This is a genomic window from Flavobacterium sp. NLM (assembly GCF_002210235.1).
Classification (GTDB): Bacteria; Bacteroidota; Bacteroidia; order Flavobacteriales; family Flavobacteriaceae; genus Flavobacterium; species Flavobacterium panici.
Map to the genome: position 1 here is coordinate 1 of NZ_LIAC01000001.1, position 16,324 is coordinate 16,324.

16 protein-coding genes are annotated in these 16,324 nt (G+C 32.7%); 3 read left to right on the forward strand and 13 right to left on the reverse strand.

What is annotated here, in order from left to right; all coding sequences use genetic code 11:
* The 3 genes from APR43_RS24605 to APR43_RS00015 all read left to right on the forward strand — a co-directional run.
* A partial coding sequence (locus tag APR43_RS24605) for a hypothetical protein (protein ID WP_205720316.1) occupies positions 1–203 on the forward strand: 203 nt, incomplete at its 5' end.
* A gap of 41 nt (positions 204–244) precedes the next feature.
* On the forward strand, positions 245–2,242 hold the full coding sequence (locus APR43_RS00010; RefSeq protein WP_053470304.1) for a heavy metal translocating P-type ATPase: 1,998 nt from the start codon (positions 245–247) through the stop codon (positions 2,240–2,242).
* A gap of 104 nt (positions 2,243–2,346) precedes the next feature.
* On the forward strand, positions 2,347–3,063 hold the full coding sequence (locus APR43_RS00015) for a leucine-rich repeat domain-containing protein (RefSeq protein WP_053470305.1): 717 nt from the start codon (positions 2,347–2,349) through the stop codon (positions 3,061–3,063).
* Between the two features lie 290 nt (positions 3,064–3,353).
* Here the strand turns inward: APR43_RS00015 and APR43_RS00020 are convergent, their stop codons facing one another.
* The 13 genes from APR43_RS00020 to APR43_RS00075 all read right to left on the reverse strand — a co-directional run bounded on the left by APR43_RS00020 (position 3,354) and on the right by APR43_RS00075 (position 15,763).
* A complete protein-coding gene (locus tag APR43_RS00020; protein ID WP_053470306.1) occupies positions 3,354–3,770 on the reverse strand; it encodes an arsenate reductase ArsC in 417 nt (138 codons plus the stop codon).
* Positions 3,771–3,773: 3 nt separating this feature from the next.
* Positions 3,774–3,899 (reverse strand): hypothetical protein, encoded by a 126-nt coding sequence (locus APR43_RS24725; RefSeq protein ID WP_256379778.1) that lies wholly within the window; start codon positions 3,897–3,899, stop codon positions 3,774–3,776.
* Entirely contained in the window at positions 3,900–4,373 is a 474-nt protein-coding gene (locus tag APR43_RS00025) for a DUF6428 family protein (RefSeq protein WP_053470307.1), read from the reverse strand.
* Between the two features lie 58 nt (positions 4,374–4,431).
* Positions 4,432–4,758, reverse strand: coding sequence for an ArsR/SmtB family transcription factor (locus APR43_RS00030; RefSeq protein WP_053470308.1), 327 nt, complete (start codon positions 4,756–4,758; stop codon positions 4,432–4,434).
* 70 nt (positions 4,759–4,828) lie between these two features.
* Positions 4,829–6,415: a hypothetical protein gene (locus APR43_RS00035; RefSeq protein WP_053470309.1), complete on the reverse strand. Its 1,587-nt coding sequence runs from the start codon at positions 6,413–6,415 to the stop codon at positions 4,829–4,831.
* Positions 6,416–6,494: 79 nt separating this feature from the next.
* On the reverse strand, positions 6,495–7,142 hold the full coding sequence (locus APR43_RS00040; protein WP_053470310.1) for a VOC family protein: 648 nt from the start codon (positions 7,140–7,142) through the stop codon (positions 6,495–6,497).
* 380 nt (positions 7,143–7,522) lie between these two features.
* Entirely contained in the window at positions 7,523–8,143 is a 621-nt protein-coding gene (locus tag APR43_RS00045) for a hypothetical protein (RefSeq protein WP_123959084.1), read from the reverse strand.
* Positions 8,144–8,578: 435 nt separating this feature from the next.
* Positions 8,579–9,916 (reverse strand): DUF3526 domain-containing protein, encoded by a 1,338-nt coding sequence (locus APR43_RS00050; protein ID WP_053470312.1) that lies wholly within the window; start codon positions 9,914–9,916, stop codon positions 8,579–8,581.
* A gap of 1 nt (position 9,917) precedes the next feature.
* The gene (locus APR43_RS00055; RefSeq protein ID WP_053470313.1) at positions 9,918–11,369 is read right to left on the reverse strand and encodes an ABC transporter permease; all 1,452 of its coding nucleotides are present in this window, start codon (positions 11,367–11,369) and stop codon (positions 9,918–9,920) included.
* Positions 11,370–11,564: 195 nt separating this feature from the next.
* Entirely contained in the window at positions 11,565–13,856 is a 2,292-nt protein-coding gene (locus APR43_RS00060; protein ID WP_053470314.1) for a TonB-dependent siderophore receptor, read from the reverse strand.
* Between the two features lie 30 nt (positions 13,857–13,886).
* Entirely contained in the window at positions 13,887–14,582 is a 696-nt protein-coding gene (locus APR43_RS00065; protein ID WP_053470315.1) for an ABC transporter ATP-binding protein, read from the reverse strand.
* A 244-nt stretch (positions 14,583–14,826) separates the two neighbouring features.
* Complete coding sequence (locus APR43_RS00070) at positions 14,827–15,177, reverse strand: hypothetical protein (RefSeq protein ID WP_053470501.1); 351 nt, start codon at positions 15,175–15,177, stop codon at positions 14,827–14,829.
* A gap of 151 nt (positions 15,178–15,328) precedes the next feature.
* A complete protein-coding gene (locus APR43_RS00075; protein ID WP_053470316.1) occupies positions 15,329–15,763 on the reverse strand; it encodes a DUF1810 domain-containing protein in 435 nt (144 codons plus the stop codon).
* Positions 15,764–16,324: the final 561 nt, after the last annotated feature.

Sequence of the window (16,324 nt, forward strand, 5' to 3'; positions counted from 1 at the left end):
CGCAAGAAGCTCGACAAAGATTGGATTCTCACTACGGAGTTACTCGCGAAGATTTCTCCTTCGTCGAAATGACAAATAGTACGCTTAATTCTCCAATAAAAAACTTTGCGACTCTGCGACTTTGCGAGATTAAAAAACAAACTTTGCTTAGGAACATTTACCACAAAGCTGTAAATTTAGAGCATTATTTAGACAAAGTTTGAACTTGTAACTTTAAACAAATAAAACTTGAAACTTTTCCTCCATGATACATCAAGATAAAGAAATAAAAAATACTAAAAATAAAACCAAACCATCCTGCTGTTGTTCACACGACGAACCTGTACATTCAGATAATGACGGACATGACCACGGCCACGATCACGAACATGGAGCCGAAGGCAGTTTGTTTAAATTATTCCTGCCATCTATTATATCTCTTGCTTTATTGCTTATAGGAATTGTTTTCGATTATTATTTCCCTCAAAACTGGTTTTCAGGATATGTTCGAATCGCCTGGTATGTCATTGCTTATCTTCCGGTTGGACTTCCGGTTTTGCGAGAAGCTTATGAAAGCATTGTAAAAGGCGATGTTTTTTCGGAGTTTTTCCTAATGTGTATTGCCACTATTGGAGCTTTTGCAATTGGAGAATATCCCGAAGGTGTTGCCGTTATGTTGTTTTATACCATTGGAGAAACATTTCAGGGAATGGCGGTCAGTAAAGCAAAATCTAATATTAAAAGTTTACTGGATCAGCGACCGGATGAGGTTAATATTTTAGAAAATAATATTGCAGTAAAAATAAATGCCAAAGAGGCTAAAATAGGCGATATCATTCAGCTTAAAGCAGGTGAAAAACTAGGTTTAGACGGCGAATTATTATCAGATTCGGCTTCGTTTAATACCGCAGCTTTAACGGGAGAAAGTAAACCCGACACTAAAAAGAAAGGCGATACGGTTTTAGCCGGAATGATCAACGGAAATACAATTGCACAGGTAAAAGTGACAACGGCTTACAACGATAGTAAACTTTCGAAAATACTCGAATTAGTGCAAAATGCGACAACAAAAAAAGCGCCTGCCGAATTGTTTATCCGCAAGTTTGCCAAAATTTATACACCAATTGTAGTGTATTTAGCAATTGCAATTTGTTTACTGCCAATGCTTTTTGTCGATAATTATGTGTTTAGCGACTGGTTGTACAGAGCTTTGGTTTTTCTGGTTATTTCTTGTCCGTGTGCTTTGGTTATCAGTATTCCGCTTGGTTATTTTGGCGGAATTGGGGCTGCGAGTAAAAACGGAATTCTATTTAAAGGAAGTAATTATCTTGACAGTATTTCGAAGATTCAAAATGTGGTGATGGACAAAACCGGAACTATGACCGAAGGTGTTTTTAAAGTGCAGGAAGTCATTATAAAACCTGATTTTGATAAAGAAGAAATCCTGAAGCTAGTTAATGTTTTAGAAGGTAATAGTACACATCCCGTAGCAACGGCGATTCATAATCATGTTGGTGTAATTGATTCTTCAATAGAACTAAAAAGCGTCGAAGAAATTTCCGGACACGGATTAAAAGCTGAAGTAAACGGAAAAGAACTGCATGTTGGGAATTTCAAATTACTGGATAAGTTCAATATTTCTTATGATATTGATCCAAGTTCAGTAGTTTATACAACAATCGCCATTGCTTACGATAATAAGTTTGCAGGTTATTTAACCATTGCCGATGAAATTAAAGCAGATGCCCAGGAAACAGTTTCAAAACTAAAAACATTAGGTGTAAAAGTTACGATGTTAAGCGGAGACAAAACAAATGTGGTTCAGTTTGTTGCCGATAAACTCGGAATAAAAAATGCTTTTGGAGATTTACTTCCGGAAGATAAGGTCAATAAAGTAAACGAAATCAAAGCCAAAAACGAAACGGTAGCTTTTGTTGGCGATGGCGTAAACGATGCTCCGGTAATTGCATTAAGTACCGTAGGAATTGCGATGGGAGGTTTAGGAAGCGATGCCGCAATCGAAACCGCCGACGTTGTAATTCAGGACGATAAACCAAGTAAAATTGCGATGGCAATTAATATTGGGAAACAAACCAAAAAAATTGTCTGGCAGAATATTGGTTTAGCTTTCGTTGTAAAAGCTTTTGTACTTATTCTCGGCGCAGGCGGACTTGCCACAATGTGGGAAGCGGTTTTTGCCGATGTTGGTGTAGCGTTGTTGGCGATTTTAAATGCGGTTCGCATTCAGAAGATGAGGTTTTAGTTTGATGAAATTCTGCCTTATTTTGATATATTAATAACTGATATAGAACATTCTAATTGTTTTATATAGAGAGATTTTGTAACTGAAAATATATTTAATAATTTATGAATTGGGATAATTATTTATTAGAAGAAAAAGCACCATGTGGAGCAATAGCTCATTTAGGAGTTTTAGAAGGAAATGTTTCTGGAATCTATGATTTATCAAAAGTAGATAATAATACACGAGTTCTGAGCTTATCAACCCCACTTAAAAAATTTAAAAAAGCGTATACAAATTTTTCTTCTTTGATTGTAAATGAAAAAATTGAAGCTATTTATGTCAATGACATTGATAAAGAACGTATTTCAGTTTTTTCAGCATTACCAAATTTAAAATATCTACAAATAAGTTCAAACAAGCAGGACGAAATTCCGAATTTAGATTCTTTAAATTCAGTAGAGGTTTTGATACTTGCAAATGTCACAAAAATTCAAAATCTAGATTTCTTAAAAAATATGAAGAATTTAAAAACCCTTTATATTTATGGAATGAATAATTTATATGACTTAACTCCAATTTCTACTTTAATCAATTTAAAAGAACTAGATATCGAGCATGGAAAGATGAATGGTACCGGAAAAGCTGTAAAAAGCATAAGTCCATTAAAATCATTAACTCAATTAAAGTATCTCAGATTGGCGGTAAAAATAGAAGATGAAAGTGTTGATCTAAAATCTTTATATGGATTAAAAAACCTTCAAAAAATTAGGATACTTCCTAGATATTTAAAAACTGAAAAATGGAAAAGTTTAATAAATGAATTGCCTTTAATAAAATAGGTTTTAAAATGATTTACACCAAATTAAATAAAGAAATCGAAAAGTATTATAAGCAAATTGGTATGTATGCTGAATTGCAGTTCTAAAAGATTATGAAGATTATCCAAACAAAAATGAAGCAGAAAGAATAGAATAGTTTTTTATTTGATAATAGAAGGTTTGAACGGTATAGAAAAAATTGATAAGTTGGATTTGCAAACTTTAAGTGAGTTTTTAGATGAAGTCGAGAAAGAAATATAAAATAAAAGCCCATTTCATAATAGAAACGAGCTTTGTTATTTTGATTAATATTAGAAATTATCTTTTGCAAACTGTTCACAAAACTCTTTTATAGTTTGTCTTACGGTTCTAAACTCCTGTAAAATTTCTTCTTCAGTTCCGGTTGCTTTAGCCGGATCATTAAAGTTTTGATGTATTTTATGAGCTTTTGACGGAAAGAACGGGCAGCGCTCTTTTGCATTATCACAAACTGTAATTACAAAATCAAAATCTATATTTTGGTATTCATCAACATGATTTGAAGTATGATTAGAAATGTCAATTCCATCTTCTTTCATCGTTATAATTGCTCTTGGATTAACTCCGTGCGTTTCTATTCCGGCGCTGTAAATGCTGGCTTTATCGTCTAAAAAGTATTTTAAATAACCTTCGGCAATTTGACTTCTGCAGCTGTTTCCTGTGCAGAGTACTAAAATGTTTTTTGTCATAATTTAAACTAATAACCAAATGATATTGATGATGCAGAATTTTGGCTCAAAGCCAAAAATAAGCTGCAGCACAATTACAGATGTTGTAATGATAATAGGTTTCTTGTATTTAATTATTTTCTGTTTCATTTAGCAGCAGCCCGAATTTGGAGAACAGCTATTGGCTTCGCTTTTGTAAAGTTCAGTCAACCCTATTTTTTCTTTTGATGCAGGAACGCCGCATGCTTCTTGCGCCAGACAAGCCGTAGTTTTGTTTTTTAGAATAAAATGAGTTCCGTTAAATTCTAAATCATATCTCCCGATGGTTTCATTTTGATATTCAACTTCAATTTCAAAATCTTGAATATTTAATTTTTCTTCTGATAATTTAATGATATTCAGAAGTTTGCTTGGTTTCAATCTGTGTTCAAAATCATTTGCATTCCACAACTGAAAATTAACGGCACTTTCGTCGCGAATTACGCCGCCGCAGTCAATAAATTTTTTATTGGTAGTTCCAACTTCAGTTACATGAAAATGTTCAGGAACAAAAGCTCCGTTTTCTAATTGAAATACAACATTTTCCAAATTTGGAAGAATGTTTTTAATGTCTGATAGTTTCATTGTTTTTTTATTTTATAGTTATAATGCAATATTGCGATATAGATTTACAAAAAAAGGTTTAACAGCATTTCTGCTCTTTTGTAACAGCAATAATATTAGAGAAATAAGCTTTTAAAATATCAAAAGTATTTTCATCTATGCAATAGCAAATAGCATTTCCTTCTATATTACCTTTTATAAGTCCGGCATTTTTTAATTCTTTTAAATGCTGCGAAACAGTAGGCTGGGCAAGTGGAAGTTCGTTTACAATATCACCGCAAATACATTCATTTACTTTCAAAAGATATTCAATAATAGCAATCCTCGCCGGATGTCCCAAAGCTTTTGCTATGGTAGCAATTTGGTTTTGTTTATCTGTAAAATGTTCTGTTTTAGTAGCTCCCATTTTATTTTAAATTTTAATATAGCAATATTACGATATAGTTTTTAAAAGAACAAATCATTTTTAATAAAATTTATTCGTCATATTCAGGTTCTTGATCTAAAAATAATAAAAGCTTATTTGCTCTGATATAATCATATTGTTTTTTTGTGAGAAAGATAACTTTTGAGCCTTCTCCTCCGGTATGTAAATCGTAAAATTTCCCGTTGAGCTTATTTTCAGCTGCAACAAGTTCTATAAATTCAAAAAAGTATAAATCAATAAAATAATCGCTTATCCTAAGAACTTTAGTATAAGATTTATTTCCGACTTTAAATTTTAACGTTGACTTTTTAGTTTTTTTGTCAAAAATGTTTGAAATATTGGTTGGATTGAATTGATTATGAGAAATCTTTGAGTATTCTTTTGTTAATTCAGCATACGAATCTTTAAAATTTGGAAGGCTATTAGGAATTGAATATATGATGTTTGGAAAAGCAGAAAGAATTTCTATATAATTATTGTTTTCCTGCTCTGCAACATTTTCTTTTCCCAGATTGATTTGAGCAGCACTTAGATATGAAAATAACCCAATGTTTGAATACTCTTCTATTACTTTGTCGATTTGCGAAGTTGTAAACTTCTTTTTGTAATCTTCCTGACTTGGTATGATATAAGTTTCGTGTATCTTCAGTGCTTTTTCTTGTTCTTTTGTCAACATCATTATACCAAGAACTTCCGGGTAAGTTTCATCTACATTAAATTTAATTTCATGAAGTCTATACGGAGAATGCTGATCATTCAAAATTTTATTGAAAATTTGATAATAGTCTTTACAATTTATTTTATTTATTGAAAAATCATCTTTTGACGATTTGCGAACTCGATAAGAACTTTTCTGTTTGTAAATTTTTCCACCTGATTTTAACGATACAATAAAATCATAAAATTTATCGGTATCAGGAACTATTTTAAGCTCAAAATCAGTAAAGTTTAATTCTGGGGATAAAGAAGCTGTTTTTTTATAAATAGCCTCTAAATACTCTTTTGGTTCATTTGTATCATCCTTTGTGTCAATAGTTATAGATCTTTCACAATACAAAAGTAAGTCAGCATGTTCTTTTATCTTTTCCTGATCTATCGCAGCAATAAGACTTTCATATTTTGTATCTGCTATTTTGTATTCTTTAAGAAAATTTGCAAATTTTTTAAGCCTTTCTAAGTGATCTGCATTTAAGGTCTTATTTGTAATATCTTTTAAAAATTGTATTTTATAACTATACGAATTATTATTTATTTGCTGTTGAAAATAGCTAAATTGCTTTTCATTAATTAGATCACATTTTTTCAGTTTGAAAAGATAATCGCTAAGTTCGATATTTTCTTTTTTTTGTTCTCCTTCAGTAAGTTGTTCATCTTCAATCGCAACCATATCAGTTATAACTTGAAAATAAAAGTGACCATGTAGTTTTTTAAATTCACACTGAAACAATCCATATAAGTAGGAAGTTTTATTTTCCATCTTAAAGTCGAGTTGTTTTAGTTCAAAATCGCTAACATCTTCTTGGTTAATAAGTTGATTGTCGATTAACTTTTGTAAAGTTAAATCTTGTGATTGCGCGTTTGTAAAATTGCTTGTTAAAAGCAGTAATAAGATGATTCGCTGAAATAGTTTTTTCATTTTAAGCTCAGAGTGATATATATACTTTTTAGCATTTTATGAAATTTAAAACACTTGGTAAATATATTGCATTTGAGTATTAAAACTTCAATTCAATTATATTTTCATTGTTCTCTAAAACAATTTCTGTTTTATTACTCTCAGAAGGTGTTTGTGTCGGATACCAATTTCGATTTGGTCTTACTAAAATCAATAAACCTTCATCATCGCCAATTGCTGTAAAAACTTCAGTGTTATTGTTTTTAGAGAAAAAGCTTAAGCCATGTTCTGCGATTAATTTATTTCCTAATTCCAAAGGGTTTTCATTGACAATTCCAATCTCGCTTATATTCAAAATAGATTTAGAACTAAATTCTTCCGTTTGGGCATTATTGAGATCATGACGGGCAATAAACTCTAATAAATTACCATTATTATCATAGAAATATACAGCATGAGCATTCCAGTTTTCAAAATGAGTAACATTTTGATCTTCAATAGTAATTAAATTTACTTTGCCTTTACACCATTGAATAGCATCATCAAGTTTGTTTGTCGGGATGTTGAAAGCGAAATGATAAATGGATTTAAATTGTGGATTTTCAATGAATTTTAAAATAGAGTTTCCGGTTTTAATCGTAATATATTCTGAATCATTTTCTATAATCGAAAGACCTAGAATATCTTGATAAAATGCGGCAGTCTCTTTTATATTGCTGGTTTGGATCTGGATGTGTTCTAATTTCATGATGATATTTTTTATAAAAAGAAAAAGCTTCTTTTCTGTTTCAAACAAATTTAGAAAATCAGAATTCTAGTTTTATCAGGAGACTATTTTATGCTTCAATAGAAATATAGAAAAAGAGTATTGTTGTTTTGATAAAAGTTATGTGTTTTTTAACCAAAGGACGCTAAGGTTTTTGCTAAAAGACTAAAAAGATTTAACGCAAAGTACGTTAAGTTTTTTCGCAAAGTTCACGAAGTTTTTGAGAGAGTTTTATAAACTCTAAGTTCACAAAGCTAAACGTAAAGCTTTGTGAACTTTGAAAAAAACTTTTCTTTCTTTTAAGCTTAGCGAACTTTGCGAAAAAACTTAGTGCACTTTGCGTTAGAAATAAGAGGTAAAAATCAATTTAGAATCAAACTTACTTTTTGAGATAAGCTTTTCGCTAATTCCGGTTTATCGCTGTTATTGATAATCCATGGAATCAGTTTTCTTTTTTCTATAATTTTTTCTTTAGAATAAACCAGTGTAAAATACTCAGCTGGCGAATGGATATTTTTTTTAGATTCTGAAAACTCTTCGTAATAATAACGGGATTTTTTTAAGGAAGGATATTTGTTTAACAAATAATTGTTTACGGTATAAGTTGGACCTTCTTTATATAAATCGTTGCGCGGAATTGCTGTTATCGTAAGCTTTTTAATATTCAGTTTTAAACTGCGGTAAGTTTCTCTTGTAAAGGAAAAATCGGAAGATTTAAGTTTTCCTTTTTCAGATAATTGCCGAATAGGAGAAAGGCGAACATAATCGCCGTTTATTTCGACTACTTTAAAAATAAGATAATTGAATTGTGAACTTTGGCTTCCATTTGAACCTGTTTGCTTGCTAAAAAGGAAACTTCCCATTTGCAATCGATGCTCTGGGGTGTTCATCGCTTTTTTCCACATATAGGGTTTATAAACGATTTCTCTAAAGGCATAAAAAACAGCAAGAACTAATATACTTATTAAAAGTAGTTTTTTCATTAATTATAATTTGAGGCTTATATTTAACAGTTTTATTTCTAAATTTTCGCTAAAAGTAATAAAATACTAATATCTTTCTTTAAAAAATGAAAATATTTTTTTGTTATTTTTTGCCGCTAGGAACATAAAATTTTAACGCAAAGTCCGCAAAGTTTTTTCGCAAAGTTCGCAAAGGTTTTTTATTGAAATGCAGTTTTTTAAAGCAAAGTCCGCAAAGGTCTCGGTAGATTTTTAACGCAAAGAGCGCAAAGGTTTACGCAAAGAGCACAAAGATTTTGTATAAGAGAGTTTTTTAAAACTCGAAGTTCACAAAGCTATGAGTATACATATAGCTTTGTGAACTTTGCAAAAAGACTTTTTCTTTATTAATCTTAGCGCCCTTTGCGTAAACCTTTGCGCTCTTTGCGTTAAAAAAAACTCAGTGCTATAAAAAACTTAGCGTTTAAAATTCCTGCATCCAACACCAATCAACACTAAATTGAAAAGCAGTAATGGCAAAAACGCTTTTACATAACTTGTTTCTGATTTATCATTAAACGTTTGCACTTTAAAATTCTCCCATTTTTGTTGATTAACCGCCGCATTATCAAATATCTTCGGATAAAAATGCAGTCTTAGTTTTTCATGAAATTGATTGGTTTCTTTTAGAAATAAAAGCTGGTTTCTCAAGTCTGATTTTGCAATTTCATTCAATTGAATCTGAGTATGCAATGTTGGAATAAACTGCGCAATCCATTCACTGGCATTATTTCGCTGTTCTAATTTTGACTCTAATTCTTTTGATTGTATGGCAGATTCATCATCGCCCATTTGCTGCATGGCATAATACCAAAGCCAGCTGAATTCACTTTCCGGTAAAGTGTAATGTTTAAACTGCGGATAATGTTTATAGAATTTATTTAGCGTTTGCTGTTTATCCATATCCCATTTTTCGTGATAGGCATTTCGCTGCGTAAGCGTTAATTCTAACGCTTCGGGAACTTTGTATTTATTGATAATATAGGTGTTGATTCCGGCAGGAAGAATGATAATCAGAAATAACCAGATCGTTAATAAAATAACAGCATTGAAGTTCGAATTCTTTTGAAGAGAAACAATAAAAAAGCAAACCGCAAACCAAAATAAAATATATAAAACTGCGATTCCGTAAAATAGGATAAACGCTTTGTCAATCGGAATTTCCAGAAGAAAAACTGCAATTAAAAGTATAAAAGACAAAAGACCAATTAAACTTAAAATACGAATATAAAACAGTTTTAAAATATATAAAAAGGTATTCGGACTTTGTGTTGCCACAATTTTCCAGGTTCCTGATTCTTTTTCTTCGGAAATAATATTATACGAAAAAGCAATAATTAAAAGTGGAAACAAATACAAAAGCACAAAACTAAAATCGATATTTCCAGATAAAAGATTACTTGGATTATTGAGTTCAGAATCGTATTTCTGAGCTTCCAAACCCCGAATCGTCACACTTTGAATCGATGGATTTACATCACGCTGCCCGATTGCTAAACTGCTAATTGGTAAAGTGTTATTGACCAATGAAAACTTAATGTAATATAGCAGAAGTCCAATTTCGTCTTTATGAAAAGCGGCGTTTCTGGCCATATGTTCTTTTTGGTAAATGGCAGCTTCATCTATATTATTTTGCTGTTTTTTCTGAAACTGACGGCCAATTAAAAGGCTTATAAAGCCAATGATTAATAAAAAAAGTAAGCCAATTTTGGTACCTTTTGAGCGGATGAAATTTTTAAATAAGAGAACTAACATATTAAATGGCTTTTAGGTTTTTAGCAGCAATTTTGATCAAAACAAACAGCAGGATTATCCATAGCAATATGGAGATGACAGCAGTGATTTCGGACTTTAAGACTTCCCAAACTGGTTTTGGTTCATAATGAAATTCTTCAATAATAGACCAATGTCTTTTGTCAATTGTTAAAGGTTTATCCTTTGGACCGGGTTTTTTATTGCTGATGTATTTTATTTGTAACGCATTCATTTTCTGCGCCATATTGTAGCGGTAATTTTCCGCTTGCTGCTGAAAATCGATGTACGAATCATAATCTGTATTGGATAATCCCATCGATAAGTTTTTCATGGCGATGTATGGATTTACGAATGAAACAGCTTTAGAAAAACTATTTTGTTTTTCGTAAATTTTTAGAAGATCTTCTAAATGTTTATTATAAATATTTGAACTGATTCTTTCGCCTTCGGTCATAATAAATCCGGAATAATTAAAAGGAAGTTTTTGTACCGAATCGACTTTGTAAACACGTAACAAAGAATCTTTTATGGCTTTATAATGCACATCATTCGGATTATGACTGTCACCTTGTTTCAGGATGTCTTTTTCAATATCGCTGTTAAAACGGATTTTCGAAGGTGCTTCATATAAATACGCTCCAATTGCCTGTGTTGTTCTTGGCAGAATAATGGTCAAAATCAGCCAGATTCCAATTAAAGAAACCAACGCTTTTTTTGAAGTTTTGCTTGACGCCGAAACCAAAACGGCAACGACACAAAAGAACATCAGATAAATAAAATGAAACCCAACAAACAATAGCATTTTTATCGTTTCATCTGCCGAAATGCTAAAGCTTTGAAGCAGTAACCAAATCAAAACCAATACAATAATGGTTGGAACAAAAAGCAGCATAACAACGCTTGCAATTCCAAGGATTTTACCAAACAAAAACTGTTTCCAATTAATTCCCTGACTTAAAAGAATTTTTAAAGTTCCGTTTTCCCTTTCGTAAGCGACTGAATTAAAGCCAACAAAAAAGATCAGTAAAGGCAGTAAAACCTGCAAAACCATCGCAATACTGATTTCGCCAAAACGAAGCATACTGTTTGAGAATCCGGCTTCAGAGAAATTGGCCGTGTTTTGTTTGTGTGCTTCGAGGAAAATAGCATTTCCGAAAAACGGTTCCATCCCAAATTCAAAAACACTTAAAGAAGTACTTTTTCTAAAAGCAAAATTCCCGTAATGTGCCATTCTATGCGGGTTTTTATCCGGATTTTTTAGCCAGTCTTCGCGTGATTCATGCTGATATTTTTCGCTGGTTTCGTTTTGGCTTTTGTAATTATCCCAACCCGAAAAAGCTGCAAATAAAAGCAGCGCACCAATAAAAAGTGTAATAATATAAATCGCCGAATTTTTAAAAACAGCATTTTTTAAATGCCTGGCTATAATGATTTCTTTATCTAATAATTTCATAATTAATTAAAATTTACCTGTTGAGTGTAATTTGTTTAAACACATAGAAACATAGTTTTTAGGTGATTTAAAAAAAGGCGTTTCACTTGCATAAATTCACATAGCTATTGTGTTAGAAACTAGTTTCTTTCAATTATCTTCTTTAGAAAAAAAATCTATGTTTCTATGTGTTTAAATATTTTTCAACTCAACGAATTAAAATTTATAAGTTACGGTAAGGCTTACGTTTCGTGGACTTCCGGGAAATAATCGTAAGTAATTCTGCGCGCCAAGCCAATACGTTTTGTTTAATAAATTGCCGGCATTAACAGCAATCTGCACATTACTTTTGCTTGGTTTGTAAAATAAAGCAGCGTCAAAAATCGTAAAATCAGGAAGTGTAAAATCTCTTGTAAACCAAGGCACTTTAGAGCTTTGATACTGCATTCCAAGACCAATTCCTAAATCCTGCAAAGCAGAATCTGAAGCAAAGTTGTATCTCGTCCATAAATTCGCGCTGTTTTTTGGCGTGTTTTGTTTTCTGGCACCAATTAAAGCCGGATTATTGTCCTTGATAATTTCGGCATCGATATAACTGTAGGAAGCATTTATCTGCCAGTCGGGCGTAATATAACCTGCTAAATCGCATTCAAAACCACGGCTTCGTTCTGCGCCTCTTGTAACCAATAAATCAGGATTTGCAGGATCATTTGCATTCATTAAAATATTGCGCTGTCTGATTTCATAAATGGCCGCGTTAAAACTCATTGAGTTATCTAAAAAAGTTGTTTTTATTCCCACTTCTTTCAAATCACTTTTAAGCGGATCAAACAAACTTCCGGCTGGCAATGAACCCGTTTGGGGCATTAAAGTAACCGTATTCGATTGCGGCTGATACCCTTCGAGATAGGTTGTGTAGACATTTATCGCATTATTTACCGCATAAGTAATTCCAACTCTTGGCAGCAAAGCTGTTTTTTTGACTTTTAATTCGTTGCTGGTTTCGTAATTCGTAATATCCTCAAACCACTCGTTTCGCAAACCCAATAAAAAAGTAAATTTTTCCCATTGAATCTGATCCTGAATATAAATTGCATTTGTAGTAGTTAATGCAGATGGCAAAGCTGTTCGTACATTCAGCGTATAATCTTCCGGACTTGTAATTTTATAAATTGGATTGTTTAAGTTGAAATATTCGACATTTGGTTTTGGCAATACAACGCCGTCAACTGTAATGGTTTGGTAATTTGAGGCATTAGCTAAAACAAAAGAACTCGCAACTGTTCCGTCTTTTAATAAATAACCTCTGGCTGCGTTTTGCCCGCCGCCTTTATTTTTATTCCAGCTGCTTAAATCGTAACCCGTTAGTAATTTATGATTGAGTTTTCCGGTTTTGAAATCGAAGTTTAAAAAAGCATTCAGATTGTCAATATCCCAATTTTGCTGACGCTGCACAAACTGCATCATTGCCAGACTTGTTACAGGCTGATTGTTGATATCGACCGCAAATGCATTTGTAGTTCTGTGTTCCTGAAGATCTTCTGTCCAGATTTGTTTCATGTATGATGCATTAAAAACAATTTTAGAACTGAATTTATGGGCAAAATTGGTCATCAAAATCATTTCTTTCGACTTAAAAAAATCACTCGGAGCTCCCAGATTTAAACTGATTGGCGTTTTATTTAAACTTGTTTTTCCGGCAACGGCACCAAAAATGGGCTGGCCTCTGTCAAGATTTCCATTCATATCGCTCAAAATCAATTCGGTATTAATGGCCGTTTTTTCATTTGGGATATAACTGAAGGAAGGCGAAATCAAAAACGATTTATTATTCACTAAATCACGAAACGATTTTGCCTGTTGATAAGCACCATTTACACGATACAAAAGTGTTTTTGATTCGTTTAAAGGGCCTGTAAAATCAAGCGTTCCGCGTAAAGTGCTGAAACTGCCCACGCTCATACTGATTTCTTTTCGGTCAACTGTCAAAGGTTTTTTTGTTACCATATTGATGCTTCCGCCCGGATCTACAGATGAAAATGTCGCACTCGACGGACCTTTAATCACTTCAACTCGCTCAATATTACTCGTTAAAGGCTGTAAAAAATAATACTGGCGAGTTCGCATTCCGTTGATAATCTGACCTTCTTCATTTTGGCTGATGCCTCGAATCGTGTATTGATTGTAATAACTTGCCGGAATCACACCACTTGCCATTTTTACGGCATCGGCGAGATAAAAAGCACCTTTATCTGTAATAAGTTCTTTGGTTATGGTTGAGATAGACTGCGGAATATCTTTGTTTAAAGCTGCAGTTTTTGTAGCGGCAAATGAATAATCGCTGGTGTACTTTTTTGTCGAACGCCCCACGATTTCAACGGTTTGTAATTCGGTTCTGGCCATTTTAACAGAATCCTGAACAATACTGTCTGTGTTTTTTTTATTAGTCTGCGATTGTATGGAATGTGTGGCAATTATTAAAAATAAAAAGAGAATTATAGGTTTCATTTTATACTTTGATTGGAAATATCTTTTCCTTTAAACGGTTTGTAAATACAAGTCTTCGAGTTCGTTTGCTGAGATTTTATCGGCTTCGATTACCGTGACTAAATTTCCCTGCTTCATAATGCCAATGTGCGAAGCAACTTCTCTGGCTCTGAAAATGTCATGCGTTGCCATTAAAATTGCTGTTCCGTCGGCAGAAAGTTCTTTTAAAATCTGCGAAAATTCGTTAGAAGCTTTGGGATCTAAACCGCTCGTAGGTTCATCTAATAAAAGCACTTTAGCTTTTTTGGCAATCGCAATTGCAATTCCCACTTTTTGGCGCATTCCTTTAGAATATCCGTCTAAGTTTTGATCGTGCGCTGCTGCCTGTAAACCGGCTTTATTAAGGAAATAAGTTAATTCTCCCGCAGAATATTTGAATCCTGCCAGTGACGAAAAGAATTTTAAGTTTTCTAAACCCGTTAAATTGGGATACAGCATTACAGTTTCGGGAATGTAAGAAACGTGTTTTTTTGTTTCCTGATTGTTTTGAGTAACCGAAATGTTATTGATTTCCAATTCTCCCGATGTTGGTTCGATAAAACCTAAAAAAAGATTGATTGTAGTGGTTTTTCCTGCGCCGTTTTGTCCTAAAAGCGCAAAGATTTCGCCTTCGTTTATGGTTAAGTTTAAAGAATTCAAAGCGGTATGATCACCATATTTTTTGGTGAGATTTTTTGCTGTAAGCATAGTTTTTATGTATTTGGTAAATTGATTTTAAGCAGATATAGAAACCTCAGGCTTTTACCTAATTAGTAAGGCTTGATTGTGATTGTCTAATTTTGAGAAGTGGTGATTTACTACAAGAATTAAAAGGCTGATTTGCTGATTTGAGTTCCAATAAAGGAACCAAAACAGTTGTAAAACAGTATTTCCTTTTACCCATTTTATTGAAGGTAAAAAGCTGTTTTATTTAAAGATGAAGTGTAGTAAATTAAATGAATGCGGGAGGCGCGCGCAGTGCAAAGAGACTGCCTTTAAAAAATGCTGTATAAACCTTCGAATAAAAGAATTTATAAGAGGTTTCAACCGTTATTTTATGAAATGATAAGGCCTGAAAAGAATTCGGAATAAAGGTACTAAAGGCAAAATGGCAAATATGACAATTGGCATCGACCGAATGGCTGTGCGTTATTTGCTTTTGTCCGGCGGTAGTTTTATGCTCACAGTGTTTTTCTGAAGCCTGCCTTAAAATATGCTCGTAGGAGTGAACCGTCTGAAACAGCATGGCGAACAATACTGCAAAAGACATCAGTAAATTTACAACTACGATTTTCTTTTTCATTCGGTGGTATTTCTGCTGAATATCTAACCGTTTCATTATGAAACAAATAAACGCAACAGTGTTGCAAATATAAATATCTTAATTTAGAAATACACTAATGCAACATTATATTTTTAATGAAATACCAGTAAACCGCCTGAATTTATTGATTTTACAAATTACTGTATAGTAGTTGCAGTGTATGAAAATCAGAAGATCCGTCGAAGTATTTATGCAAAACTTCCTGAAAAACCGGTTCTGTATTTTGAATACTTGCAAAAAGCGTCATACAGGATTGCAAATTTTCAACATCTGGCGTACCAAATATATCTACAGCTTCGAGTTCGTCTTTTTTGACTAATTCTTCTGTTATTTCTATAAGGTGTTTTCCTAAAATTGGATGCTCAAGAAAAGCGATTGCTTCATCGGCATTTTTAATTTCGTAGAATTTTGATGTATCAGTAGAACCCATTCCTTTTATCTGCGGAAAAATACACCACATCCACGGAGATTCCTTTTTACCTTTCTTAATTTCATCAAGAGCAGTTAGATACAATTTATTTTGTGCATCTAAAAACCGAAGTAATTCGTTGTTGTTGTAAGCCATTCTTTACTTAATTGATTTGGGGGTATCAGATCATAAAACTACTGAAAATATGTTTAGTTGTACATTACAAAATCCTTTTTTTACTGCTATTTTTTCTGAATATTACGAACAAAAATTGTTGAAAAAATTACCGTAAAAATTTAGCTGCAAAAAGATTCAAATAGCAAGCTAAGTTCTTAATGTTTTGCCACGAAGACGCGAAGGCACTATTTTTTTAATCTCGCAAAGTCGCAGAGTCGCAAAGTTTTTGCTTAAAGAAAAATATTCAATAGCGTCCAGCTTTAGCTGGATGTAAAAATACAGGCAAAGAAAAGGGCTTTAGCCAAACTTTACTAGTTCGGCTGAAGCCTTTTTGCTATTGAAATAAAAACCTCCAGTTAAAGCTGGAGGCAATTGATTTTTATATTCTAAAACGTATTGTTTTTCATTTCGACTGAAAGGAGAAATCGCACTCGTAAATTTACAAAGAGAATCGCCAATCTTTGTCGAGTTTCTAGTGCTATTTGCTTCGCCTATTCGCTATCGCTCGAGTCTCCTTTCAGTCGAAATGACATAAAATGA

Coding starts and splice junctions, on each gene's coding strand:
- APR43_RS00020 (WP_053470306.1), bottom strand. CDS start 3,770: ATGACAAAAAACATTTTAGTACTCTGCACAGGAAACAGCTGCAGAAGT.
- APR43_RS00030 (WP_053470308.1), bottom strand. CDS start 4,758: ATGGGAGCTACTAAAACAGAACATTTTACAGATAAACAAAACCAAATT.
- APR43_RS00010 (WP_053470304.1), top strand. CDS start 245: ATGATACATCAAGATAAAGAAATAAAAAATACTAAAAATAAAACCAAA.
- APR43_RS00055 (WP_053470313.1), bottom strand. CDS start 11,369: ATGAAATTATTAGATAAAGAAATCATTATAGCCAGGCATTTAAAAAAT.
- APR43_RS24725 (WP_256379778.1), bottom strand. CDS start 3,899: ATGAAACAGAAAATAATTAAATACAAGAAACCTATTATCATTACAACA.
- APR43_RS00065 (WP_053470315.1), bottom strand. CDS start 14,582: ATGCTTACAGCAAAAAATCTCACCAAAAAATATGGTGATCATACCGCT.
- APR43_RS00035 (WP_053470309.1), bottom strand. CDS start 6,415: ATGAAAAAACTATTTCAGCGAATCATCTTATTACTGCTTTTAACAAGC.
- APR43_RS00060 (WP_053470314.1), bottom strand. CDS start 13,856: ATGAAACCTATAATTCTCTTTTTATTTTTAATAATTGCCACACATTCC.
- APR43_RS00015 (WP_053470305.1), top strand. CDS start 2,347: ATGAATTGGGATAATTATTTATTAGAAGAAAAAGCACCATGTGGAGCA.
- APR43_RS00025 (WP_053470307.1), bottom strand. CDS start 4,373: ATGAAACTATCAGACATTAAAAACATTCTTCCAAATTTGGAAAATGTT.
- APR43_RS00050 (WP_053470312.1), bottom strand. CDS start 9,916: ATGTTAGTTCTCTTATTTAAAAATTTCATCCGCTCAAAAGGTACCAAA.
- APR43_RS00045 (WP_123959084.1), bottom strand. CDS start 8,143: ATGAAAAAACTACTTTTAATAAGTATATTAGTTCTTGCTGTTTTTTAT.
- APR43_RS00070 (WP_053470501.1), bottom strand. CDS start 15,177: ATGAAAAAGAAAATCGTAGTTGTAAATTTACTGATGTCTTTTGCAGTA.
- APR43_RS00040 (WP_053470310.1), bottom strand. CDS start 7,142: ATGAAATTAGAACACATCCAGATCCAAACCAGCAATATAAAAGAGACT.
- APR43_RS00075 (WP_053470316.1), bottom strand. CDS start 15,763: ATGGCTTACAACAACAACGAATTACTTCGGTTTTTAGATGCACAAAAT.